Source organism: Sanguibacter biliveldensis (assembly GCF_033798665.1).
Lineage (GTDB): Bacteria > Actinomycetota > Actinomycetes > Actinomycetales > Cellulomonadaceae > Sanguibacter > Sanguibacter inulinus.
Genome location: NZ_CP138359.1, coordinates 2820684 through 2842585 on the forward strand (window position 1 = coordinate 2820684; position 21902 = coordinate 2842585).

Consider the following 21902-nt stretch of genomic DNA (forward strand, 5'->3'; position numbering starts at 1 on the left):
GCTAAGCAACCGACACCGCATGCTGCTCGCGACCTCCGTGGCTCCAGCCGTCTGGGCCACCACCTATCTCGTCACCTCCGAGCTGCTCCCCCCGGACCGACCGTTCCTCGCCGGCGCCATCCGCGCCCTCCCGGCGGGTCTGCTGCTCGTCGCCATCACCCGACAGCTCCCCCACGGCGCCTGGTGGTGGAGGTCGCTCGTGCTCGGCTCGCTCAACATCGGCGGCTTCTTCGCACTGCTCTTCGTCGCCGCGTACAGGCTCCCGGGAGGCGTCGCGTCGGCAGTCGGCGCGCTCCAGCCACTGATCGTCGCCCTGCTCGCGGTGGTCGTGCTCGGCCAGCGGCTCACCGCCCGGACCCTCGTCGCGGCAGTCCTCGGCGTGGTCGGCGTCAGCCTGCTGGTGCTGCGCGGCGAGACCGACCTCGACGCGGTCGGCGTCGTCGCCGCGGCGGGTGCGGCCGTCTCGATGTCTGTCGGGGTGATCCTCGCCAAGCGGTGGGTCTCCCCGGCGTCGTCGCTCGCCACGACGGGGTGGCAGCTCACCGCGGGCGGTCTCGTGCTCCTCCCGCTCGCCCTCGCCGTCGAGGGGCTGCCGACGCACCTCACGGGCGAGAACGTCGCCGGCTACGCCTATCTCGCGCTCGTCGGATCCGTCCTCGGGTACGCCCTGTGGTTCCGCGGTCTGCGAGCGCTGCCACCGACCGATGTGACCTTCCTCGGCCTGCTCAACCCTGTGGTCGCGACGGTGCTCGGCTGGGCGGTGCTCGACCAGAGGCTCACCGCGCTCCAGCTGCTCGGGGGCGGGATCGTCCTCGCCTCGCTCGTGCTCGCCCAGCTCCGGCCCCGCCCGGTTGCACCCGAGGGACCGGTGGCGTCGGAGCGGCCAGAGGGACCGCGAGCAGCGCAGGCCTCGGGGACGCAGGGGGCACAGGGGGTCGCGGAGCCGCCGCAGGTCGCAGAGATGCCAGAGGAGCCCGACCTCACCCGACGCAGGGACCGCGCCTCCCCCTCGTGAGGGGAGACGCGGTCGTGGCCCGCTGCAGGCGCGGGACGTGCTGGTGAGAGCCGCGGTCAGAGCGGCTCTGGCGAGCGGAGCTCTCAGCCCACCGACTCGATGAGCGTCCGGGCCAGCAGCACCGAGGACGCCGGGTTCTGCCCGGTGTACAGCCCGCGGTCCTGCTGCACGTTCGGCTCGAAGGGCGCACCGCCGACGAAGTCAGCACCCCGGCCCTTGAGCTCGGTCTCGACGAGCCAGCAGGCCTTGTCGGCGAGCCCGCCGATCCGCTCCTCCTCGTCGGTGAAGGAGGTCATGCGGTACCCGGCGAAGGGCCACGACCCGTCCTGGCGGCGCGTGGCGAGGAACGCGGCCGGTGCGTGGCACAGCACCCCGAGCGGGATGCCCTCGTCGAGCGCCGTGGTGAGGAGGGCTCCGGAGGTCGTGTCGACAGCGAGGTCTTCCATCGGGGCGTGGCCGCCGGGGTAGAACACGACGTCGTGGTCGGTCGCGCTGACCGACCCGAGGTCGACGACCGACGCGAGCTGGTCGTCGATCGAGGCGAGGTAGGCCTCGAGCTCGGCGGAGCGCTCCTCGCCGCCGGTCGCCTGGGGCGCGAGGCTCCCGGCGTCGACGGTCGGCTTCACGGCACCGGGCGTCGCGATCGTGATGTCCCAGCCCGCCTCGGTGAACAGGCGGTGCGGCTCGGCGAGCTCTTCGGCCCAGAAACCTGTCGGGTGGACCGTGCCGTCGGCGAGGGTCCAACCCTGCGCGGCACTGACGACGAACAAGACGCTGCTCATGACGTTCTCCTTCTCGGTGGTCGATCGGGTGATGCCTGTGCTGGTGCTCGGGGCGCTCAGCGTGCGGTCTTGACGACCATCTTGCCCACGTTCTCTCCGCGCATCATGCCGAGGAACGCGTCGACGGCGTGGTCCAGGCCCTCGACCACGGTCTCGTCGAAGACGACGTCGCCGGCGGTGACCCACGCGGTCATGTCGGCCATGAAGGCCGGGAAGTGCTGCGTGTAGTTGCCGACGGTGAAGCCCTGGAGCATCAGCCCCCGGGTGACGATGTTCGCCATGTTGCGGGGGCCTGTGGCCTCGCCCGTCGTGTTGTACTGCGAGATCGCACCGCAGAGCGCGGCGCGCCCGCCGTCCTTGAAGGCACCGAGGGCAGCCTCGAGGTGCTCGCCGCCGACGTTGTCGAAGTACACGTCGATGCCGTCGGGGGCGGAGGTGGCGAGCTGGCCTGCGACGTCGCCGTCCTTGTAGTTGAAGGCGGCGTCGAAGCCGTAGCGCTCGGTGAGGAGCGCGACCTTCTCGGCGGACCCGGCCGAGCCGACGACGCGCGCAGCGCCCTTGAGGCGGGCGATCTGCCCGACCATGCTGCCGACGGCCCCAGCGGCACCGGAGACGAAGACGGTGTCACCCTCACGCAGGTGGGCGATCTCGAGGAGGCCGACGTAGGCGGTCAGGGCTGTCATGCCGAGCACGCTGAGGTACGCCGAGCTGGGGATGCCATCGACCTCGGGGACGACGCGCACACCTGCGGCCGGTCCCTGGGCGACGTCGCGCCAGCCGAGCTGGTGCACCACGACAGACCCGACGGGGACGTCGTCCGACGTCGAGGCGACCACGCGGCCGACAGCGCCGCCGGTCATGGTCTCGCCGAGGGCGAAGGGAGGCGTGTAGGACTTCACGTCGTTCATGCGACCACGCATGTAGGGGTCGACCGACATGAACTCGTTCTCGATGCGCACCTCGCCCGCGGCCAGCTCGGGGAGCTCGACGGTGACGGTGCGGAAGTTCTCAGCCGTCGGCCAGCCCTCAGGGCGGGAGACGAGCTGGATCTGGGTGCTGGTGACGGGCTGCGTCATGATGAACGTCCTCTGCTATTGTGAACCGATCGTTCCACTATAGGGCAGGGTCCGGCTCGCCGCAGACGCGACGGCCGTCACACCACCAGCTCCGAGCATCACCCAGACCGTCGCCGCCCACGACGCGGGGACAGGCAGCACCGAGCACGAGAAGAGAGACCGTCATGGGTCGCACGCAGAGCTTCGACACCACCACAGCCGTCCGCGCCGCCCGGGACGTGTTCTGGCAGCACGGCTACGACGGCGCCTCGCTCTCCGAGCTCGAGGCGAGCACAGGCCTCAACAGGTCGAGCCTCTACCACGCCTTCGGCAGCAAGCGCGGGCTCTTCGACGCAGCCGTCGAGGACTACCTCACGACGGTCATCCGCCCACGGCTCGCCCCGCTCGTGGCACCGAGCACCGGCACCGCGGCGCTGCTCGGCTACTTCACCTCGCTGCACGCCGCCGTGGCCGCGCTCCCAGACGACTCGCCGCGCCGCGGGTGCCTGCTCGTCAACAGCACCGCCGGGCTCGCCGCCCAGGACCCCGCCGCCCGTGACGTCGTCGACGGCTACCGCTCCGAGCTGACCGCCGCGCTGCGCACGGCGCTCGCGGCCGGGCACCCCGGGCTGAGCGAGCCCGAGCTCGACAGCACAGCCCGGGTGCTGGCATCGCTGAGCATCGGCGCGATGGTCGTCGCACGCATCAACCAGCCCGAGGCTCTCGCGCTGCTCGAGACCGCCGGAGAGGTCGTCCGAGCCCTGTCCTGACGCACCCCGCCGGAGTAGCGTCCCCCTATGAGCTATTCCTTCCAGGTCACCGTCGACTGCGCAGCTCCCCACCCCCTCGCGGACTGGTGGGCGCAGACCCTCGGGTGGACCGTCGAACCGAGCGACGAGGCCTTCATCCGCTCGATGATCGACCAGGGGCACGCGTCCCTCGACGACACGACCACGCACCACGGCGTGCTCGTCTGGGCCGAGGGGGCAGCCATCCGGCTCGTCGACGGGCCGCCCGGGACCCCGCGCGTGCTGTTCCAGCGGGTCCCCGAGGCGAAGACCGTGAAGAACCGCGTGCACCTCGACGTCAGGATCGGCGACGACGACCTCGAGACCGTCCGCGCAGCCCTCGAGGCCCGCGGCGCGACCTACCTGCACACGGCGTCGCAGGGGCCGCACTCGTGGATCACCATGACCGACCCCGAGGGCAACGAGTTCTGCGTCAGCCGCTGAGCGTGGCGGGTCTGACGCCGCGCTCGGGCGTCGGACCGCGCCAACCAGTCAGACCGCGCCCGCCCGTCAGATCGTGTGCCAGCCGCCCTTGCGGTAGGCCGGGGTCGCGGTCGCGAGCACCACGAGGCTGATGACGATCACGCTGATGATCACCGTCGTCATGGCCAGGGAGTCACCGCCGAGCACCCCGACCATCGGGCTGACGACCCCGGCGATGCCCGCCTGCATCGAGCCGATGAGCGCTGCAGCCGTCCCGGCCATGTGCCCGTAACCACCGAGCGCGAGGACCGACGCGTTCGCCGGGATGAGCCCCTGCATGCCGAGCACCAGCCACAGCGCGACGAGGACCCCGACCACACCGCCGACCCCGGTGAGGACGACCACCAGCAGGACGAGCGAGAGCAGCAGCTGGACGACGATCGCCACCCGCAAGATCCTGATCGGGGCCACCCGCCGCACGAGGCTGGCGTTGAGCTGCGCCGAGAGGACCAGCGCGACGCCGTTGACCGCGAAGAGCAGCGAGAACTGCGTCGGGCTCAGGCCGTACTCCTGCTGGAAGACGAAGGGCGAGCCGACGACGTAGCTCATGATCACGGCCATGCCGAGACCCGGGAGCACGGCGAGGGCCAAGAAGCGCCTGTCCCGCAGGAGCGCCGCGTAGGACCGCAACGCTCCCTGGGACCCTGCCACCCGGCGGCGCTCCTGCGGCAGCGTCTCCGGCATCCAGAACCAGACGATGACCACGAGCAGCGCACCGATGAGCGCGAGCGCCAGGAACACCGCTCGCCAGGTGAAGGTCCCGGCGATGGCCTGGCCGATGCTCGGGGCCAGCAGCGGCGCGACCCCGATGACCAGCATCAGCCTCGACAGCAGCCTCGCCGCCTCAGACCCCGTGAACCTGTCACGGATCACCGCGATGGCGACGACCGACGCCGCAGCGTTGAAGAATCCCTGGAGCACCCGCAGCGCGACCAGCGCGCCGATGTTCGGCGCGATCGCGCACAGCAAGGAGGTGACCACGTGCAGGGTGATGCCGATGAGCAGCGGCAGCCGTCGCCCGAACCTGTCGGAGAACGGCCCGATGACCAGCTGGCCCACAGCGCCGCCGATGAGCATCCCGGACATCGTGAACTGCACGGCGGTGTCGGTCGTGCCGAGGTCCTGGACCACCGTCGGCAGGGACGGCAGGTACATGTCGGTCGTCACCGCGGGCAGCGCCGCGAGCGCACCGAGCATGAGGACGTACTTGGCGTTGGGGGTGTACTGGGGCTTGTCGTTCGCGCTGGACGGGTCTGTCACCCGTCGATCATAACGATTCGACCAGGCACGAGAGAGACCGGCGGGTGAACCACAGGGGTCGGAGCACCGTCGCTACGCCATGACCCGGGCGCGAGCCGGGGGCGACGACGGGTCAGACCGAGACGATCACTCGTCGACGATGAGCTCGAAGGCCTCGGGGTCCTTCTGCGCGTCGATCCACTCCGTGACACGGCTCACGAGGACGTCTTCCTCGGAGGCGACGAACGGTGCCCGGCCGGGGATCTCGGTGTGCGTCCACGTGGTCGAGCGACCGTCGACGGTCTTCTCCTGGAACACCAGCACGACGGTGCGTCCTGTCTCCTCGCCGACCTGGTCCGCGAGCGCCTGCGCGTCAGCGCGCGAGGTGTGCACGTCGGAGGGCGTCACGACGTCGGTCGCGGAGAGCTCGGAGCCAGTGGCCTCGACGGTCGCGTCAGGGTCGACCGTGACTGTCGAGGGAGAAGGTTCCTTCGCCTCTGCCGAGGGCGCGGTGCTCTCGGGGGTCGCGGTGACGGTCTCGTCGACCTGGACCGTGGTCTCGGTGTCTGCGCTCCGGGCCAGGCTCGCCACGGCACCACCGGAGGTGATCGACGCGAGGCCCACCACGAGGGCCGCCGACACGATGGCAGCGACCACCATCGATGCGTCCCTGGGGCTCTTCACCGCCGACCTCCTGTGCTCTGCGCGGTGCGGACTGCCGTCCGGTCCACCGCTGCTCGACCGTCCTGAACGATCATGCCCTGTCAGACCTCTCGAGGCGAGCATCTGGGCGGGTGTCATGTGGTGAAGAGTTCGGGAGTCCCCCGGTCGGCCCTGGGAGAGAGTGTGAAGGGGACGGCGGGCAGGTGATCGGCGGTCGCACCCGGGCCGTGAGGCGAGCCGTCGACGAGGCCCGAGGAGGACCGGGCAGGCGCTCGAGGTACGCGGCGCTCTCACCTGGGCAGTCAGGGTGCGATCCTGGTGCGATGTGCGGACGCTACGCCTCGTTCCGGCAGGCCCAGGACCTCGCCGACGCCTTTGCCGTGCACGGGGTGATCCAGGGCGTCCTGCTCGGCGAGCCGATCACGACGCTGCCCCCGTCCTGGAACGTGGCGCCGACCGATGCGGTCCGCATCGTGGTGGACCGTGCCCGCGAGTCGTCCGTCCCCGGCACCCCGCGGAGGAGTGTCGAGCGGTCGCTCCGGCTGGCGCGGTGGGGACTGGTGCCGTCGTGGGCCGGCGACCCGAAGGGTGGCGCGAAGATGATCAACGCGCGGTCGGAGAGCGTCGCCGAGAAGCCTGCCTTCCGCGAGGCGCTCGCGACACGGCGCTGCCTCGTCCCCGCGGACGGCTACTACGAGTGGCTGCCACCGGGGCCGACGGCACGAGGTGCTCGACGCGCCCCGAAGCAGCCCGTCTACATCCACCCGGCCGACGGCGCCGTGCTGGCCTTCGCAGGGCTCTACGAGTTCTGGCGCGACCCCAGCCGCTCGGCCGACGACCCCGACAGGTGGTTGACGACGACGACCATCGTCACGGCCGCGGCGACGGGTGGTCTCGCGGAGATCCACGAGCGACGGCCTGTCGCCCTGCGTCCGGAGCACTGGGACGCCTGGCTGGACCCCTCGTCGGGCGTGGACGTCGCGCTCGACGTGCTGGGGACAGCTCCCCCGGCGATGGCTCACCATCACGTGAGCACGGCGGTCAACCGGGTCGCCGCGCACGGCCCCGAGCTGCTCATCCCGGTCGACGCGGGCGCGAGCGACCCGGGCAGCGCAGGCGGTGCAGGCAGCGGGATCCCGACCGACGCCTGGGACACAGTCCCCGACGCACTGTTCTAGCGCTCGCCGGGCAGATCCGGCGCCCGCCCGACGACTGTCCGCTCAGGGTCGGTCGTCCGTGCGCAGTCCGCACGCGTCGTCGACGGCCCGCCCGCTCAGGATCCTGGCGAGTAGGCCCGCTGGAGGCGCACGGGGGCGATCTGCCCGAGCCCCTGCACCTCGCGGGGCGGCTTCTCGGTCAGCGCGAAGTCAGCGTCCCCGGCGAGCAGCGCGGCTGTCGCGGGGTCGAGCAGCACGGTGCCCGGGTCGGCCTCGGCGGTGAGCCGGGCCGCCAGGTTGACCGACGGCCCGAAGACGTCGCCGAAGCGGGAGAGCACCCGGCCCCAGACGAGCGAGACCCGGACCGGCGGGACGTTCTCGAGCTCGCCGTCGCGGCCTGCGCGGGCGAGGCCGAGCGCCACCTGCGCACCTGTCCGCACGTCGTCGGCGATGAACAGGACCGCGTCACCGATCGTCTTCACCACGCGCCCCCCGGCAGCGGTGATGACGTCGCGGGCCCCGGCCTCGAAGTCCGAGACGAAGTCCGACAGCTCGGAGGAGCGCAGCCTGGCGGTCCTCGTGGTGAAGGAGACGATGTCGGCGAAGCCGACGGCGCGCGGGAGCGGCAGCTCCCCGGCCCCGGTCTCGTCGACGGCCCGCGCGTCGGAGAACTCGACCGACCAGCGTCCGGCGAGCGCAGCGATCTGGCGTCGCCAGGCGTGGACCAGCTGGGCCTCGAGGACCGGCGCGAGGCTCGGCAGCCTCTCGAGGACGAGCAGGCGAGCTGACGTGTCGTCGAGCTCGTAGCGCGAGGCCATGTGCTCGACGAGGGCCTCGGCCTGCCACAGCGCGAGGCGCTCCGTCGTGTGGCCCACGGACCTCACGAGAGTGGTCAGCGAGCGCGTCGAGAGCTGCTCGGTCTCGGCGATCGCGGCGATGTCACGCAGCGCCTGCGCGTCGTCCTCGGTGAAGGACGCCTGCTCGGGTCCGAGGATCGGCAGACCGAGGGCCTGCCAGTAGGTCTTGAGGAAGTCGTGGCTGAGATGGGTCTTCTCCGCGAGCTCGTCGATCGTGAGCGTCCGGGGACCACCCAGGAGGGCGGTGTCGAGGGCTCGACCGTGGTCGGTCAGCACGCGGGACGGAGCGCCGGGCGTGGCTGGGGAAGGTGCGGGAGGTGTGGGCTGATCAGTTGACACCTGGTCAGTTTAGGCGAAGGTGATACACGTCACCGGTGTGCACGGTACGGACGGTCCTCGAGGCGTCCTCGACGAGGAGCGCGCCGTCTGCCGCGAGCCCTGTCGCGGTGCCGCGCAGCTCTGTCCCGTCGGCGAGCTCGACCCGGACCGAGGCACCGACCGTGGCCGAGACCGCCGCGACCTCCTCGGCCAGCCCGGAGGAGTGCACGTCTCCGCCAGCCTCGGTCCACCGACCCAGGACCGAGACCGACGCCTCGGCGAGGGCCGTGAGGATCACCGTCCTGTCGATGCTCGCCCCTCCCACCTGGGCGACCGAGACGGCTGTCGGCACGGGCAGCTCCTCACGGGTCTGCGACACGTTGAGCCCGACACCGATCACCACGCCGTCGGGGAGGACCTCGGTGAGGATCCCGGCGATCTTGCGCAGCCGGCCCCAGCCCTCGATCTCGGGTTCGTCGGTGAGGACGAGCACGTCGTTCGGCCACTTCGCGACGGCCTGCACCCCGAGCGTCGAGCGCAGCGCGGTGACCGTCGCGAGCCCGGCGAGCAGGGGCAACCAGCCCAGGCGCCCGCGCGGCACCTGCGGGCGCACGAGCAGCGAGGCCGTGAGCGCCGCGCGGGCCGGGGTCGCCCAGCTCCGCCCGGCACGGCCGCGACCGGCCACCTGGTGCTCGGCGACCAGCAGCGCGGGCGCGGGCCAGGCCGCAGGGTCGGCCGCGACGCCGGCCGCCAGCTCGGTGTTCGTGGACTCGGAGGTCTCGACCACGTGCAGCCTGCGCAGCGGCCCGTGCGGCTCGCAGAGGAGGTCTCGCAGGAGCGCCGTGTCGAGCGGTGCGCGCACGTCTGGATCCATGCGCCCATCATGCACCAGCGTCCTGGGCGCAGCCTGTCTCGGCGGACCCGGCACCGCGCAGACGCGCGCGTGTTGGAGGTTCCCTCCAAGACTCACGGGGCAACGACTCCGCCCCGGCTACATGAACCGTGGGCTCCCACCAACTACGCTCGACCGTGTGACTGACGCAACGACACCCCCGGCCTCCGGCACGGCAGGCAAGATCGCCGACCTCGCGCGCCGCTACGAGGACGCCGTCGAGACCCCCGAGACCGCCGCCGCCGAGAAGCAGCACGCCCGCTCCAAGAAGACCGCCCGCGAGCGCATCGAGGCGCTCCTGGACCCGGGCAGCTTTGTCGAGCTGGACGCCTTCGCGAAGCACCGCTCGGTGAACTTCGGGCTCGAGAAGCGGCGGATCGCCGGAGACGGCGTGGTCGTCGGCCACGGGACCGTCGACGGTCGCCAGATCTGCATCTACTCCCAGGACTTCACGGTCTTCGGCGGCAGCCTGGGCGAGGTCCACGGGCAGAAGATCACCAAGGTCATGGACCTCGCGCTGCGCACGGGCGTCCCCCTCGTCGGGATCTCCGACGGCGGCGGCGCGCGCATCCAGGAGGGTGTCGCAGCGCTCACGCAGTTCGCCGAGATCTTCCGCCGCAACGTCGCCGCCTCGGGCGTCATCCCGCAGATCTCGCTCATCCTCGGCCCGAGCGCCGGCGGGGCCGTGTACTCCCCCGCGCTCACGGACTTCATCGTCATGGCCGACGGCACGTCCAACATGTTCATCACCGGTCCCGACGTCATCCGCGCGGTGACCGGTGAAGACGTCGGCTTCGAAGAGCTCGGTGGTGCGCAGACGCACAACGAGCGCTCCGGCGTCGCGCACTACATGGGCGCGGACGAGGACGACGCGATCGACTACGTCCGCAACCTCCTGGACTACCTGCCGCAGAACAACCTCTCGGACGCCCCGACCTTCGCACCCGAGCACACCGAGCTCGAGGTCACCGACGCCGACCTGGAGCTCGACACCCTGGTCCCCGACTCGGACTCCCAGCCCTACGACATGCGCACGGTGATCGAGCACGTGGTCGACGACGGCGTGTTCCTGGAGGTCCAGCCGCTCTACGCGCGCAACATCCTCGTCGGCTTCGCCCACGTGGAGGGCCAGTCTGTCGGCATCGTGGCCAACCAGCCGCTGTCGATGGCCGGCACGCTCGACATCAACGCCGCCGAGAAGGCCGCTCGTTTTGTGCGGACCTGCGACGCCTTCAACATCCCTGTCGTGACCCTCGTCGACGTCCCCGGGTTCCTCCCCGGGACCGACCAGGAGTGGAACGGCATCATCCGCCGCGGCGCCAAGCTCATCTACGCCTACGCCGAGGCGACGGTCCCGCTGGTCACGCTCATCACGCGCAAGGCCTACGGCGGCGCGTACATCGTCATGGGCTCCAAGCAGCTGGGCGCGGACATCAACCTCGCGTGGCCGACAGCGCAGATCGCCGTGATGGGCGCCGGCGGCGCCGTGAACATCCTGCAGCGCGGTGCGCTCAAGGCCGCTGCGGCCGAGGGGCTCGACGTCGACGCCGAGCGCAAGCGCTTGGTCGACGAGTACGACGAGGCCATCGTCAACCCGTGGGACGCGGCCGAGCGCGGCTACGTCGACGCCGTGATCGCACCCCACGACACCAGGATCCAGATCGTCCGCGCCCTGCGGGCGCTGCGTACCAAGCGGGCGTCTCTGCCCCCCAAGAAGCACGGGAACATCCCCCTATGAGCGACGAGTTCGACGCGACAGAGCCCTTCGGCGACGACCACGAGGGGCACGACGACCACCACGGCCGCGACGGTCACGACGGTCACGACCACGAGGCGCACGGGCCGGACCCGCTGCCCGGTGTGGACGCGACCGACCTGCACGCCGCGGTCGACGAGATCGCCGCAGCCCTGCACGCCTACGTCGACTCCGCGACGGGCGTGCGCGCAGAGTTCGGCGCGCACGAGGCCGACGAAGACCCCCGGGTCCTCGCGGTCGAGTCGCGTCTGTCGACCCTCAACGCGGCGCTCTACGACCTCGTGCACGAGCGTCTGGGCATGCACTCCGACCTCACGGGGCTCTCGTGGGACGACGACACTGCCGACGACCACGGCGACGACACGTCGTCGGCCGAGCCGGACACCTTCCACCTCGGCTTCCTCGTGTGGCCGCCGGACGGCCCGTCCGACGAGTCCATGGACTCGGTCCTCGGGATGATCGACGCGGGCGGCGAGGCGATCACGCAGCGGCTCACCGACGCGGGCTTCCAGGTGTCGGAGTGGGGCGCCTCGAGGTCGGTGCCTGTCCTCTTCGACGACACCGAGGACGACGAGTGAGCGGGGACGGGCTGTGAGCGAGGCGGGCGTCGAGGACGTCCTGCGCGCTGCGGCGCAGATGCGTGTGGTCCGCGGGGCGCCTGACGACGTCGAGGTGGCTGCGCTCGTCGCGAGCCTCGCCGCCGTCGCGTCGCGCGACGTGGAGCCTGCGACCGAGGCCGCACCGCGGTCCGAGTGGGCCCGGCCGCTCCGCGCGGTCCACGCGACCCGGACCGCCGGTGCTGACGCGTGGCGGTGGAGCCTGCGCTGAGCTGTCTCAGCTGAACAGGACGGTGCCGTGCTGGACCAGCACGAGGGTCGCGAGCAGCACGACGAAGGCGATCCCTGCGTACAGGTCGTAGTCTTCGCGCACCCAGGACCGCACCCTGCGCTGCGCCGCGGGCGGCAGGTAGAGGTTGTTCTCGCGGATGTTGTAGTGCAGCAGCGTGAGGAAGACGAGCGACGTCGACACGGTGATGAGCATGCACCACGGGCACAGCGCGCCGATGACCCACATCGACTGGCTGAACAGCCAGAGCGCGAATGCCAGACCGAAGGCGTAGACGACCTGCGCCGTGAACATGAACCAGCGCGGGAACCGCACGCCCGAGAGCGCCGCGACGGCGATGGTGATGACGACAGGCTCGGTGACCATGCCGAGGAAGGCGTTGGGGAAGCCGAAGAGGCTGGCCTGCCACGAGAGCGCCACGGTCCCGCAGCTGATGACCGAGTTGATGTCGCAGCTCAGCACGGCTGTCGGGTTCGCCGCGAGCTCGACGGCGTCGTAGGAGAGCACGAAGGCTGCGATCAGGCTGAGGGTCGCCGAGAAGAGCATCGTCCCGAAGATCCAGCGGTCCGAGTGGCGGAAGCCGACGATCGCGTCGGCCGCGGCGGCGAGCCGCTCGTCGGAGAGCTCGTCGTCGGTGAGGTCGTCGACGTCAGCCGACAGCAGCTCGGCCTCGTCGGCTCCTGATCGCCGGGCACCCGCGGCACCGCCCGCCCGGCTGCCGTCGCCTGCCCCGCGGCTGTGTGCCGCTGCACCCGTGCTCGTCACCATGCGCGCTCGTCCCCTCAGACCCGTGCAGCGTCGTCCAGGCAGCGCCCGGCTCTGGGCTCCATGGTGGTGCACCCGCCCCGCCGGTCTCCGGGACGATCGTCCTGGCAGAGACGATCCGGGTAGCGTCTACCCATGACCACAGACTCCGCCCACCAGGGCGCACCCGCACGTCCCACCTCGGAGATCGACCTCGTCGCCAACCGCTACGTCCAGGACGCCGCCAGGCTGGACCCCTTCGCCGCGACGGCGATCGGGATCCCGGGCTACGACGACAAGGCCACCGACTACTCCCCCGCAGCCGTCGACGAGCGTGCGGCGCTCGCCCGCGACGTGCTCGCCCAGGTCCGCTCGATCGCACCCGCCGACGACGTCGACGTCGTCACCCAGGCCGCGATGACCGAGCGCCTCGGGCTGACCGTCGAGCTCCACGAGGCCGGCGAGGACTATGCGCCGCTCAACGTCATCGCGAGCCCGCTCCAGGAGATGCGCGACGTCTTCGACATCACCGGGACGGACACCGTCGAGCACTGGCAGGCCATCGCGGCACGCCTGGCAGCCCTGCCCGGGTCGGTCTCCTCCTACGTCGAGTCCCTGCGCCACAGGGCCTCGTCAGGTGAGGTCGCCGCAGCGCTGCAGGTGACCGAGGGGATCAAGCAGGCCGCCGAGCTCGCCGACCCGTCGACATCGTTCTTCACGTCCTTCGTCACCGGGCCGGCGGCGCGCGCAGTGCTCGGCGGGGACAGCGCCGGGACCGCGCTCCAGGCCGACCTCGAGCGCGGTGCCCGAGCGGCGTGCGAGGCCTACGGCTCGCTCGCGACCTTCCTCCAGGACGAGCTCGCACCCCAGGCACCCACCCAGGACGCCGTGGGCCGGGACCGCTACGCGCTCCAGTCGAGATTCTTCCTCGGCGCGACGGTCGACCTCGACGAGACCTACGAGTGGGGCATCGAAGAGCTCGCCCGCGTGATCGCCGAGCAGGAGAGCATCGCCCGGGAGATCGCCGGTCCCGGTGCGAGCGTCGAGGACGCCGTCGCGAGGCTCGACGCCGACCCCGCGCGCACGCTGCACGGCACGGCAGCGCTGCAGGAATGGATGCAGAAGACCTCCGACGAGGCCGTCCGGGCCCTCGACGGCGTGCACTTCGACATCCCCGAGCCCGTGCTCGCCCTCGAGTGCATGATCGCCCCGACGCAGAACGGCGGCATCTACTACACACCGCCGAGCGACGACTTCTCGCGCCCCGGACGCATGTGGTGGTCCGTGCCGCCCGAGGTGACCGAGTTCAACACCTGGCGCGAGAAGACGACGGTGTTCCACGAGGGCGTGCCGGGACACCACCTCCAGTGCGGTCAGGCCGTCTACGAGCGTGCGACGCTCAACGACTGGCGCCGGCTCGCCTGCTGGGTCTCCGGCCACGGAGAAGGCTGGGCGCTCTACGCCGAGCGGCTGATGGCGGACCTCGGGTTCCTCGACGACCCGGGCGACAGGCTCGGCATGCTCGACGCCCAGCGCATGCGCGCGGCGCGCGTGGTCCTCGACATCGGGGTCCACCTCGGCAAGCCGGCCCCGCAGGTCTGGGGCGGCGGCACCTGGGACTCGGCCAAGGCCTGGGACTTCCTGCGCGCCAACGTCAACATGCCCGAGGCCTTCGTCCGCTTCGAGCTCAACCGCTACCTCGGCTGGCCCGGGCAGGCACCGTCGTACAAGGTCGGGCAGCGGCTGTGGGAGCAGACCCGCGACGCCGCGTCGGCCTCGGCCGCCGCGCGCGGCGAGACCTTCGACATCCGGGCCTTCCACGCCCGCGCCCTGAGCCTGGGCTCGGTCGGGCTCGACGTGCTCAAGGACGCCCTGTCCTGAGACTGCAGGGACCCGGCCCGGGCGTTCCGGCTCCTGCACCGTGGAGGGGCCCGCGGTCCTGAGCAGGCCTCGTCGCCTGCTCAGGACCGGGGCGTCGCGGGCGCTGGAGCAGCACCGTTCCCTCAGGCCCCGCGGACGAGGCGTCGGAGGGCCTCGCGTCGCTGAGGGGTTGACGATCGAGGCTCCTCCGACACACATCGATCATCCCTCGCGCGAATGGCCACAGAACAGGACGAAGGTCCATCGACGAGGGCCACCCGATCGCGCGCCCGTAGGCTGTGCGCGTGACCACGCTGCTCCTCGCCTCCGCGTCCCCCGCCCGCCTCAGCACCCTGCGCTCCGCAGGCCTCGACCCGCAGGTCCGGGTCTCTTCGGTCGACGAGGACGCCGTGCTCGCCGAGGGCCGCGAGCGTTTTGGTGCGCTCGAGGCCGCCGACGCGGTCCTGCTGCTCGCCCAGGCGAAGGCCGAGGACGTCACGCGCGCGCTCGAGCAGACAGCGGCCGGCACAGGTACCGACGCCGACACCTCGGCCGGCGAGGCTCCTGCGGAGGGCTCCGGCGTCGCCGCGCTCCCCGACCTCGTCGTCGGCTGCGACTCGATGCTCGAGCTCGACGGCGAGATCTTCGGCAAGCCCGCCGACGCCGAGACCGCCGTCGCCCGGTGGCGCACCATGCGCGGGCGCTCCGGCGTCCTGCACACAGGGCACTGGGTGGTCGACCTGCGTGACCCCGAGGACGGCGGCACCGGCGGCACCCTGGGCGCGACCAGCTCGACGACCGTGCACTTCGCACAGGTGAGCGACGAGGAGATCGAGGCCTACGTCGCGACGGGCGAGCCGCTCGCGGTCGCCGGCGCCTTCACGCTCGACGGGCGGGGCGGCGCCTTCGTCTCCGGGGTCGAGGGAGACCACCACGGCGTGGTCGGGATCAGCCTCCCGCTGCTGCGCGAGCTGCTCGACCAGGTGGGTGTCCGCTGGACCGACCTGTGGTGACCAGCCAACGACGAGCGCCGCACGAGGCCTCGGACCTCCCCTGAGGCAGGCCTCCATAGAGGAACCCTACAAACGCCCCTGAGAGGCCTTGGACCTCTCCCCAATCTTCGCGGTGACAGTGCGTCCAGCCGTGGACGAGGGGCGCCGCCGGGTTACCGTGAGCCGTGCCCCTCATCTCCAAGGTCCTCATCGCCAACCGCGGCGAGATCGCCGTCCGCATCGCTCGCGCGTGCGCCGACGCCTCGATCTCTTCCGTCGCCGTCTACGCCGACCCGGACCGCGAAGCCCTGCACGTGCGTCTCGCCGACGAGGCCTACTCCCTCGACGGCATGCGTGCCGCCGACACCTACCTCGACATGAGCAAGCTGCTCGACGTCGCCCGACGGGCCGGCGCCGACGCCGTGCACCCCGGGTACGGCTTCCTCGCCGAGAACGCCGACTTCGCGCGCGCCGTGATCGCCGCTGGCCTCACCTGGATCGGCCCGCCACCCTCCGCGATCGACGCCCTCGGCGACAAGGTGAGCGCGCGTCACATCGCCCAGCGCGCCGGCGCGCCGCTCGTCCCCGGGACGGCTGACCCCGTCGCCGACGCGACCGAGGTGCACGCCTTCGCGGCCGAGCACGGCCTGCCCGTCGCCATCAAGGCGGCCTTCGGCGGCGGTGGCCGCGGCATGCGCGTCGCACGCACCGCCGACGAGATCGACGAGATGTACAACGCGGCCGTCCGCGAGGCCGTCGGCGCCTTCGGGCGCGGCGAGTGCTTCGTGGAGCGCTACCTCGACACCCCGCGGCACGTCGAGACCCAGTGCCTCGCCGACGAGCACGGCACCGTCGTGGTCGTCTCGACCCGCGACTGCTCGCTCCAGCGCCGCCACCAGAAGCTCGTCGAAGAGGCACCCGCACCGTTCCTGTCCCAGCAGCAGGTCGACGCGCTCTACGCGTCCTCTGAGGCGATCCTGCGCGAGGCCGGCTACGTCGGCGCCGGCACCTGCGAGTTCCTCGTGGGAGCGGACGGCACGCTCTCCTTCCTCGAGGTCAACACCCGCCTGCAGGTCGAGCACCCCGTGAGCGAAGAGGTCACCGGGATCGACCTGGTCCGCGAGCAGCTGCGCATCGCGTCAGGGGAGCCCCTCGGCTATTCCTCGGTCGAGGTCCGCGGCCACTCGATCGAGTTCCGCATCAACGGCGAAGACCCGGCTGCGGGCTTCCTGCCCTCCCCCGGCAAGATCACCGGTCTGCGCCTGCCGACGGGGCCAGGCGTCCGCGTCGACAGCGGCGTCGTCGAGGGCGACACCATCTCCGGTGCCTTCGACTCTCTGCTCGCCAAGGTGATCGTCACCGGCGCGACCCGGCGCCAGGCCGTCGAGCGCGCCCGCCGTGCGCTGCGCGAGCTCGAGATCGAGGGCATCCCGACAGTCGTCCCGTTCCACCGCGCCGTCCTCGACACCGAGGCCTTCGTGCCCTCGGGCGAGGGGCCCTTCAGCGTCTACACCCGCTGGATCGAGACAGAGTTCGCCGACGAGTGCGCTGCGCTCGGCGGCACCACCCCCGCACCCACCCCCGCGGAGGAGGACGAGCCGACGGGCGCGACCGAGCGTGTGGTCGTCGAGGTGGGCGGCAAGCGGCTCGAGGTCGTCATCCCGGCTGGTCTGGGGATCAGCGGTCGCGCGCGGGCCGGTGCCGCCAGGCGTCCCGCACGCCGCGCCGCGACGAAGGCGGCGTCTGCGTCAGGCTCGACCCTCACGTCGCCCATGCAGGGCACGATCGTCAAGGTCGCGGTCGAAGACGGGGCGACAGTCGCCGAGGGTGACCTCGTCGTGGTGCTCGAGGCCATGAAGATGGAGCAGCCGCTGCTCGCGCACCGTGCCGGGACCGTCAGCGGGCTCACCGCTGCTGTCGGCGGCGGCGTCAGCGCGGGCACCGCGATCTGCGAGATCCTCGCCTGACGTGCCTGGGCTGACATGACCGAGGTCCCCGGGTTCTTCCGCCACCCTGGCGACGGCTGGGTGGAGTGCGCCTGCGGGCGGCGCCACTGGGGCCTCGTCGGTGCTGCCGGGCTGCTGCTCGTCCGCCGGGACGACCAGGGCCTCGTCACGCACGTCGTGCTGCAGCACAGGTCGCTCGAGAGCCACCAGGGCGGGACGTGGGGTGTGCCCGGCGGGGCGATCGTCCCCGGCGAGACCGCCGTCGAGGGGGCGCTGCGCGAGTCGCAGGAGGAGGCCGGGATCGCGCCCGGTGCCGTCCGCGTGCTCGGTGAGCACGTGCTCGACCACGGACCCTGGAGCTATACGACGGTCCTGGCCGAAGAAGCCCCGGGCCACGTGATCGACGTCCGCCCGACCGACACCGAGAGCCTCGACGTCGTGTGGGTCCCGGCCGACGAGGTGACCGACCGGGAGCTGCTACCTGCCTTCGCAACCGCGTGGCCTGGGCTGCGCGCCCGGATCGACGCGCTCGGGCCGAGCGCCCCTGACGACGCCGCCTCCTAGCGCCGCCAGCTCTCGGCGCCATCCGCTGATCTCGGCGCCGTCCGCTGTCAGCGTCTGCCTCTCAGCACGACGCCCCCTCAGCGCCACACCCGCTCTACGCCACGACGGACGTCCCGGGCTCTCCAGAAGTTCCCAGGATCGCTGAGACGTGCACCACGTCGGCCCGGATCGCTCCCCTCAGGCCCTCGACGGGAGTACATTCATCTCGGCTCGTCATGAGGCAAGCCTTACCTCAGGTCTGGCGACCTGGCTCGAAGGGTCTGTCGTGCTCCCCAACTTCCTCATCGGCCTGCGTGAAGGGCTCGAGGCGGCACTCGTCGTCGGGATCCTCGTGGCGTACCTCGTCAAGACCGGACGGCGGGACCTGCTCCCCCAGCTCTGGGCCGGCGTCACCCTCGCCGTCGTCGTGTCGCTCGCCTTCGGGGCGCTGCTGACCTTCGGCCCCCGAGGCCTGACCTTCGAGGCGCAGGAGGCGATCGGCGGGACCCTCTCGATCGTCGCTGTCGGGCTCATCACCTGGATGATCTTCTGGATGGGCAAGACGGCCCGCCACCTCAAGAGCGACCTGCACGGCAAGCTCGACGAGGCCGTCGCCGCCGGGCGCTGGGCCGTGCTCGTCATGGCTGTCCTCGCGGTCGGCCGTGAGGGCCTCGAGACGGCCCTGTTCCTCTGGGCCGGAGCGCAGGCGACGGGCCAGACCGCCGAGCCGCTCGTCGGCGCGCTCCTGGGCATCCTCGTCGCGGTCGCCCTCGGCTGGGCGGTCTACAAGGGTGCAGTCCGTCTGAACCTGCGCGTCTTCTTCGCGTGGACAGGTCTGCTGCTGATCGTCATCGCCGCCGGGGTGCTCTCCTACGGGGTCCACGACCTCCAGGAGGCGGGCATCCTGCCCGGACTGCACAACCTCGCCTTCGACGTGTCCGCCCAGGTCCCGCCGTCGAGCTGGTACGGCACCCTCCTCAAGGGCACCGTCAACTTCTCCCCCGCGACCACGTGGCTCGAAGCCCTCGCGTGGACCGCGTACATCGTCCCCGTCATGACCGTCTACGTCCGCACAGTCTGGTCCGGCTCGCCCCGCACCCCGACGACGTCGAGCACCGAGACGGCACCCGCCGCCGGCGCCGCCGCTCCCACCACCGGAGGAACACCTTGAGCCCGACCACCCAGCGCCCGCGCGCTGCGCGAACCCTGACCCTCACGGCCGCCGCGCTCGCCACGACCCTCGCCCTCGCGGCCTGCACGGACAACTCCGCGCCGGCCGACGAGGCCGACGGCAGCGGCCCCGCCACGCTCACCGTCACCTCGACCGCCGACGAGTGCACGGTCTCGGCCCCCGAGGCGCCGTCGGGCAACGTGGTCTTCTCCGTGACGAACGCGGGCGACGACGTCACCGAGTTCTACCTGCTCGCCGAAGACGGCCTGCGGATCGTCTCCGAGGTCGAGAACATCGGCCCCGGACTGACCCGTGACCTGGTGCTGACGGCCAAGCCCGGCAGCTACGTCACCGCTTGCAAGCCCGGGATGGTCGGCGACGGCATCCGCGCAGACTTCACGGTCACCGACTCCGGCTCCGACGTCGCACCGACGGGCGAGCTCGCCGACCAGATCACCACGGCGACGACCAACTACGTCGGGTACGTCAAGGACCAGACGGAGCAGCTGCTCGCGGGGACCCAGGAGTTCGTCGACGCCTACGCGGCCGGCGACGACGACACCGCGCGTGCGCTCTACGCCTCGACCCGCGTCCACTGGGAGCGCATCGAGCCCGTCGCCGAGTCCTTCGGCGACCTCGACCCCCGCATGGACCTGCGCGAGGCCGACCTCGAAGAGGGTCAGGAGTGGACGGGCTGGCACCTCCTCGAGAAGGACCTGTGGCAGCCCACCGCCGAGGCGAACGGCGGCACCGAGTACGTGCCGCTGACCGCTGAGCAGCGCACGCAGTACGCCGACCAGCTGCTCGCGGACACGACCGAGCTCGACACCCGCGTGCACACCGCGGAGTTCGCCGAGGGGATCGACGCGGCGAGCATCGGCAACGGTGCCAAGGGCCTGCTCGACGAGGTCGCGACGGGCAAGGTCACCGGCGAAGAGGAGATCTGGTCGCACACCGACCTCTGGGACTTCCAGGCCAACGTCGACGGCGCGAAGGTCGCCTACGACGGGCTCCGTGACGTCGTGCTCGCCCAGGACGAAGACCTCGCCGACGACCTCGACACGCAGTTCGCCGCGATCCAGACGCTCCTCGACGCCCAGCGCTCCGGTGACGGCTTCGTGCTCTACACCGAGCTCACACCCGCACAGGTGAAGGAGCTCGCCGACGCCGTCAACGCGCTCGGCGAGCCGCTCTCGAGGTTGACCGCAGCCGTCGTCCTCTGACGCACCCCACCCGGCCGACCAGACGTCGGCCGCGGGTCGCCGGGAGGCGACCAGCAGCAGATCCGCGAGCCCGGTCGACCAGGACCCCTGGTCGGCCGGGCACCACCACCCGAGGTCCCCGATGCCGACGCCACCCCGCACCCCCGACGCTGAGCAGCCCGCTGCCAGCTCCGCTGCCGGAGCCGACCATGCTGTCGGTGCCGACGGCACCGATGGTGCTGCGAGCGCCACGACGGGGCAGGCGGCTTCCCGCCCCGTGTCCAGGCGCGGTCTGCTCGGCATCGCGGGAGCAGGGCTCGTGGCCCTCGGGGCTTCCGCGGCGACGGGCTACGCCGTCGGGCGGCCCGCAGCCGAGCCCGCTCCGGCGTCGCGGTCGTACCCGATCACCGGGGCGCACCAGACGGGCATCAGCACGCCCGCCCAGGACCGCCTGCACTTCGCGACCTTCGACCTGCTCACCGAGGACCGCGACGACCTGGTCGAGCTGCTGCGGACCTGGACGGCCGCCGCAGACCGCATGATGCGCGGTCTGCCGGCTGGGGAGCTCGGCCCGTCGTCGGGTCCCTACGACGCACCGCCGGACGACACCGGTGAGACCGAAGACCTCGACGCCTCGCACCTGACCATCACCTTCGGCTTCGGACCCTCGTTCTTCGAGGGCGCCGACGGCGCAGCGCGCTTCGGCCTCGAGGGCCGCAAGCCTGCGCTGCTCGCGGACCTGCCGCACTTCCCCGCAGACGCTCTCGAAGACGCGCGCTGCGGCGGTGACATCGCCGTCCAGGCCTGCGCCGACGACCCCCAGGTCGCCGTCCACGCGATCCGCAACCTGGCCAGGCTCGCCTTCGGCACGGCCTCGGTGCGCTGGAGCCAGCTCGGCTACGGACGCACGTCGACCACGTCGACGAGCCAGTCGACCCCCCGGAACCTCTTCGGCTTCAAGGACGGCACAGCCAACATCAAGGCCGAAGAGCCCGGGGCCCTCGAGGACCACGTCTGGGTCCAGCCCGAGGACTCGGCCGCCGAGCCCGGCGCCGCGTGGCTCGCCGGAGGCTCGTACCTCGTCGCCCGTCGCATCCGCATGACCATCGAGACGTGGGACCGCTCGTCCCTGCGCGAGCAGGAGACGATCACGGGGCGGACCAAGGGCAGCGGAGCACCGCTGTCCGGGGGCGACGAGCACACCGAGCCCGACTTCACGGTGACAGGACGCGGCGACGTCCCGCTCATCGACCCTGCCTCGCACGTCGCGCTCGCGCACCCGAGCGCGAACGGCGGTGCCCGCATGCTGCGCCGCGGCTACAACTACACCGACGGCTCCGACGGTCTGGGCCGCCTCGACGCCGGGCTGTTCTTCCTCTGCTACGTCCGCGACCCCGCCACCCAGTACATCCCGCTGCAGAACACCCTCGCCCGCGACGACCTCTTGAGCGAGTACCTGCGGCACACAGGGTCAGGGCTCTGGGCCGTCCCACCGGGCCTGCCCGCAGGGTCCACGACGGGCGGCACCGACGGCGTCTACGTCGGCCAGACGCTGTTCGAGACGTGAACCGCGAGCCCCAGGCACGCAGCACG

21 protein-coding genes are annotated in these 21902 nt (G+C 71.7%); 14 read left to right on the forward strand and 7 right to left on the reverse strand.

What is annotated here, in order from left to right; genetic code table 11:
* Nucleotides 1-19 precede the first annotated feature (19 nt).
* Nucleotides 20-1015: an EamA family transporter gene (locus SANBI_RS12360; RefSeq protein WP_319155432.1), complete on the forward strand. Its 996-nt coding sequence runs from the start codon at nucleotides 20-22 to the stop codon at nucleotides 1013-1015.
* Nucleotides 1016-1098: 83 nt separating this feature from the next.
* On the opposite strand, the gene SANBI_RS12365 is transcribed toward SANBI_RS12360, so the two are convergent.
* Both SANBI_RS12365 and SANBI_RS12370 read right to left on the reverse strand, forming a co-directional pair.
* A complete protein-coding gene (locus SANBI_RS12365) occupies nucleotides 1099-1797 on the reverse strand; it encodes a type 1 glutamine amidotransferase domain-containing protein (RefSeq protein WP_319155434.1) in 699 nt (232 codons plus the stop codon).
* Between the two features lie 56 nt (nucleotides 1798-1853).
* On the reverse strand, nucleotides 1854-2873 hold the full coding sequence (locus SANBI_RS12370; protein WP_319155436.1) for an NADP-dependent oxidoreductase: 1020 nt from the start codon (nucleotides 2871-2873) through the stop codon (nucleotides 1854-1856).
* Between the two features lie 164 nt (nucleotides 2874-3037).
* Here SANBI_RS12370 and SANBI_RS12375 point away from each other — a divergent pair, with 164 nt between their 5' ends.
* Entirely contained in the window at nucleotides 3038-3622 is a 585-nt protein-coding gene (locus SANBI_RS12375; RefSeq protein WP_056129608.1) for a TetR/AcrR family transcriptional regulator, read from the forward strand.
* 27 nt (nucleotides 3623-3649) lie between these two features.
* The gene (locus tag SANBI_RS12380; RefSeq protein WP_319155439.1) at nucleotides 3650-4084 is read left to right on the forward strand and encodes a VOC family protein; all 435 of its coding nucleotides are present in this window, start codon (nucleotides 3650-3652) and stop codon (nucleotides 4082-4084) included.
* Nucleotides 4085-4150: 66 nt separating this feature from the next.
* Here SANBI_RS12380 and SANBI_RS12385 read toward each other — a convergent pair whose 3' ends face one another.
* Nucleotides 4151-5383 (reverse strand): multidrug effflux MFS transporter, encoded by a 1233-nt coding sequence (locus SANBI_RS12385; RefSeq protein WP_056129602.1) that lies wholly within the window; start codon nucleotides 5381-5383, stop codon nucleotides 4151-4153.
* 126 nt (nucleotides 5384-5509) lie between these two features.
* Entirely contained in the window at nucleotides 5510-6046 is a 537-nt protein-coding gene (locus tag SANBI_RS12390; protein ID WP_319155442.1) for a hypothetical protein, read from the reverse strand.
* Between the two features lie 302 nt (nucleotides 6047-6348).
* Between SANBI_RS12390 and SANBI_RS12395 the strand changes: the two genes are divergently transcribed.
* On the forward strand, nucleotides 6349-7203 hold the full coding sequence (locus tag SANBI_RS12395; protein WP_319155444.1) for an SOS response-associated peptidase: 855 nt from the start codon (nucleotides 6349-6351) through the stop codon (nucleotides 7201-7203).
* 95 nt (nucleotides 7204-7298) lie between these two features.
* On the opposite strand, the gene SANBI_RS12400 is transcribed toward SANBI_RS12395, so the two are convergent.
* Both SANBI_RS12400 and SANBI_RS12405 read right to left on the reverse strand, forming a co-directional pair.
* Complete coding sequence (locus SANBI_RS12400; RefSeq protein WP_319155446.1) at nucleotides 7299-8378, reverse strand: adenylate/guanylate cyclase domain-containing protein; 1080 nt, start codon at nucleotides 8376-8378, stop codon at nucleotides 7299-7301.
* Nucleotides 8379-8382: 4 nt separating this feature from the next.
* Nucleotides 8383-9231: a biotin--[acetyl-CoA-carboxylase] ligase gene (locus tag SANBI_RS12405; protein ID WP_319155449.1), complete on the reverse strand. Its 849-nt coding sequence runs from the start codon at nucleotides 9229-9231 to the stop codon at nucleotides 8383-8385.
* 157 nt (nucleotides 9232-9388) lie between these two features.
* On the opposite strand from SANBI_RS12405, the gene SANBI_RS12410 reads away from it, so the two are divergent.
* From SANBI_RS12410 to SANBI_RS12420, 3 genes are read left to right on the forward strand one after another with little or no spacing between them, the layout of a single operon-like run.
* Entirely contained in the window at nucleotides 9389-10987 is a 1599-nt protein-coding gene (locus tag SANBI_RS12410) for an acyl-CoA carboxylase subunit beta (protein WP_319155451.1), read from the forward strand.
* A complete protein-coding gene (locus SANBI_RS12415; RefSeq protein WP_319155454.1) occupies nucleotides 10984-11583 on the forward strand; it encodes a hypothetical protein in 600 nt (199 codons plus the stop codon). The genes SANBI_RS12410 and SANBI_RS12415 overlap by 4 nt, the downstream gene beginning before the upstream one ends.
* A gap of 13 nt (nucleotides 11584-11596) precedes the next feature.
* Nucleotides 11597-11833, forward strand: a complete 237-nt coding sequence (locus SANBI_RS12420) for an acyl-CoA carboxylase epsilon subunit (RefSeq protein ID WP_319155456.1) — start codon at nucleotides 11597-11599, stop codon at nucleotides 11831-11833.
* A 6-nt stretch (nucleotides 11834-11839) separates the two neighbouring features.
* Here the strand turns inward: SANBI_RS12420 and SANBI_RS12425 are convergent, their stop codons facing one another.
* Nucleotides 11840-12619, reverse strand: coding sequence for a vitamin K epoxide reductase family protein (locus SANBI_RS12425; RefSeq protein WP_319155458.1), 780 nt, complete (start codon nucleotides 12617-12619; stop codon nucleotides 11840-11842).
* A gap of 132 nt (nucleotides 12620-12751) precedes the next feature.
* Here SANBI_RS12425 and SANBI_RS12430 point away from each other — a divergent pair, with 132 nt between their 5' ends.
* From SANBI_RS12430 to efeB, 7 genes are all read left to right on the forward strand, one after another.
* The gene (locus SANBI_RS12430) at nucleotides 12752-14476 is read left to right on the forward strand and encodes a DUF885 domain-containing protein (RefSeq protein ID WP_319155460.1); all 1725 of its coding nucleotides are present in this window, start codon (nucleotides 12752-12754) and stop codon (nucleotides 14474-14476) included.
* Between the two features lie 284 nt (nucleotides 14477-14760).
* Nucleotides 14761-15468: a Maf family protein gene (locus SANBI_RS12435; protein ID WP_319155462.1), complete on the forward strand. Its 708-nt coding sequence runs from the start codon at nucleotides 14761-14763 to the stop codon at nucleotides 15466-15468.
* A 164-nt stretch (nucleotides 15469-15632) separates the two neighbouring features.
* Nucleotides 15633-17414: an acetyl/propionyl/methylcrotonyl-CoA carboxylase subunit alpha gene (locus SANBI_RS12440; RefSeq protein ID WP_319155464.1), complete on the forward strand. Its 1782-nt coding sequence runs from the start codon at nucleotides 15633-15635 to the stop codon at nucleotides 17412-17414.
* A gap of 15 nt (nucleotides 17415-17429) precedes the next feature.
* Nucleotides 17430-17957: an NUDIX hydrolase gene (locus tag SANBI_RS12445; protein ID WP_319155466.1), complete on the forward strand. Its 528-nt coding sequence runs from the start codon at nucleotides 17430-17432 to the stop codon at nucleotides 17955-17957.
* A gap of 265 nt (nucleotides 17958-18222) precedes the next feature.
* Nucleotides 18223-19107, forward strand: coding sequence for an iron uptake transporter permease EfeU (efeU, locus tag SANBI_RS12450; protein ID WP_056129580.1), 885 nt, complete (start codon nucleotides 18223-18225; stop codon nucleotides 19105-19107).
* Nucleotides 19104-20330 carry an iron uptake system protein EfeO gene (gene efeO / locus SANBI_RS12455; protein ID WP_319155470.1) on the forward strand — a complete coding sequence of 409 codons (1227 nt, stop codon included), beginning with the start codon at nucleotides 19104-19106 and terminating at the stop codon, nucleotides 20328-20330. Before efeU ends, efeO begins: the two co-directional genes overlap by 4 nt.
* A 121-nt stretch (nucleotides 20331-20451) precedes the next feature.
* Nucleotides 20452-21876, forward strand: a complete 1425-nt coding sequence (efeB, locus tag SANBI_RS12460; protein WP_319155473.1) for an iron uptake transporter deferrochelatase/peroxidase subunit — start codon at nucleotides 20452-20454, stop codon at nucleotides 21874-21876.
* The last annotated feature ends 26 nt before the right edge of the window (nucleotides 21877-21902 follow it).

Coding starts and splice junctions, on each gene's coding strand:
- SANBI_RS12360 (WP_319155432.1), top strand. CDS start 20: ATGCTGCTCGCGACCTCCGTGGCTCCAGCCGTCTGGGCCACCACCTAT.
- SANBI_RS12365 (WP_319155434.1), bottom strand. CDS start 1,797: ATGAGCAGCGTCTTGTTCGTCGTCAGTGCCGCGCAGGGTTGGACCCTC.
- SANBI_RS12370 (WP_319155436.1), bottom strand. CDS start 2,873: ATGACGCAGCCCGTCACCAGCACCCAGATCCAGCTCGTCTCCCGCCCT.
- SANBI_RS12375 (WP_056129608.1), top strand. CDS start 3,038: ATGGGTCGCACGCAGAGCTTCGACACCACCACAGCCGTCCGCGCCGCC.
- SANBI_RS12380 (WP_319155439.1), top strand. CDS start 3,650: ATGAGCTATTCCTTCCAGGTCACCGTCGACTGCGCAGCTCCCCACCCC.
- SANBI_RS12395 (WP_319155444.1), top strand. CDS start 6,349: ATGTGCGGACGCTACGCCTCGTTCCGGCAGGCCCAGGACCTCGCCGAC.
- SANBI_RS12405 (WP_319155449.1), bottom strand. CDS start 9,231: ATGGATCCAGACGTGCGCGCACCGCTCGACACGGCGCTCCTGCGAGAC.
- SANBI_RS12415 (WP_319155454.1), top strand. CDS start 10,984: ATGAGCGACGAGTTCGACGCGACAGAGCCCTTCGGCGACGACCACGAG.
- SANBI_RS12425 (WP_319155458.1), bottom strand. CDS start 12,619: ATGGTGACGAGCACGGGTGCAGCGGCACACAGCCGCGGGGCAGGCGAC.
- SANBI_RS12430 (WP_319155460.1), top strand. CDS start 12,752: ATGACCACAGACTCCGCCCACCAGGGCGCACCCGCACGTCCCACCTCG.
- SANBI_RS12445 (WP_319155466.1), top strand. CDS start 17,430: ATGACCGAGGTCCCCGGGTTCTTCCGCCACCCTGGCGACGGCTGGGTG.
- efeB (WP_319155473.1), top strand. CDS start 20,452: ATGCCGACGCCACCCCGCACCCCCGACGCTGAGCAGCCCGCTGCCAGC.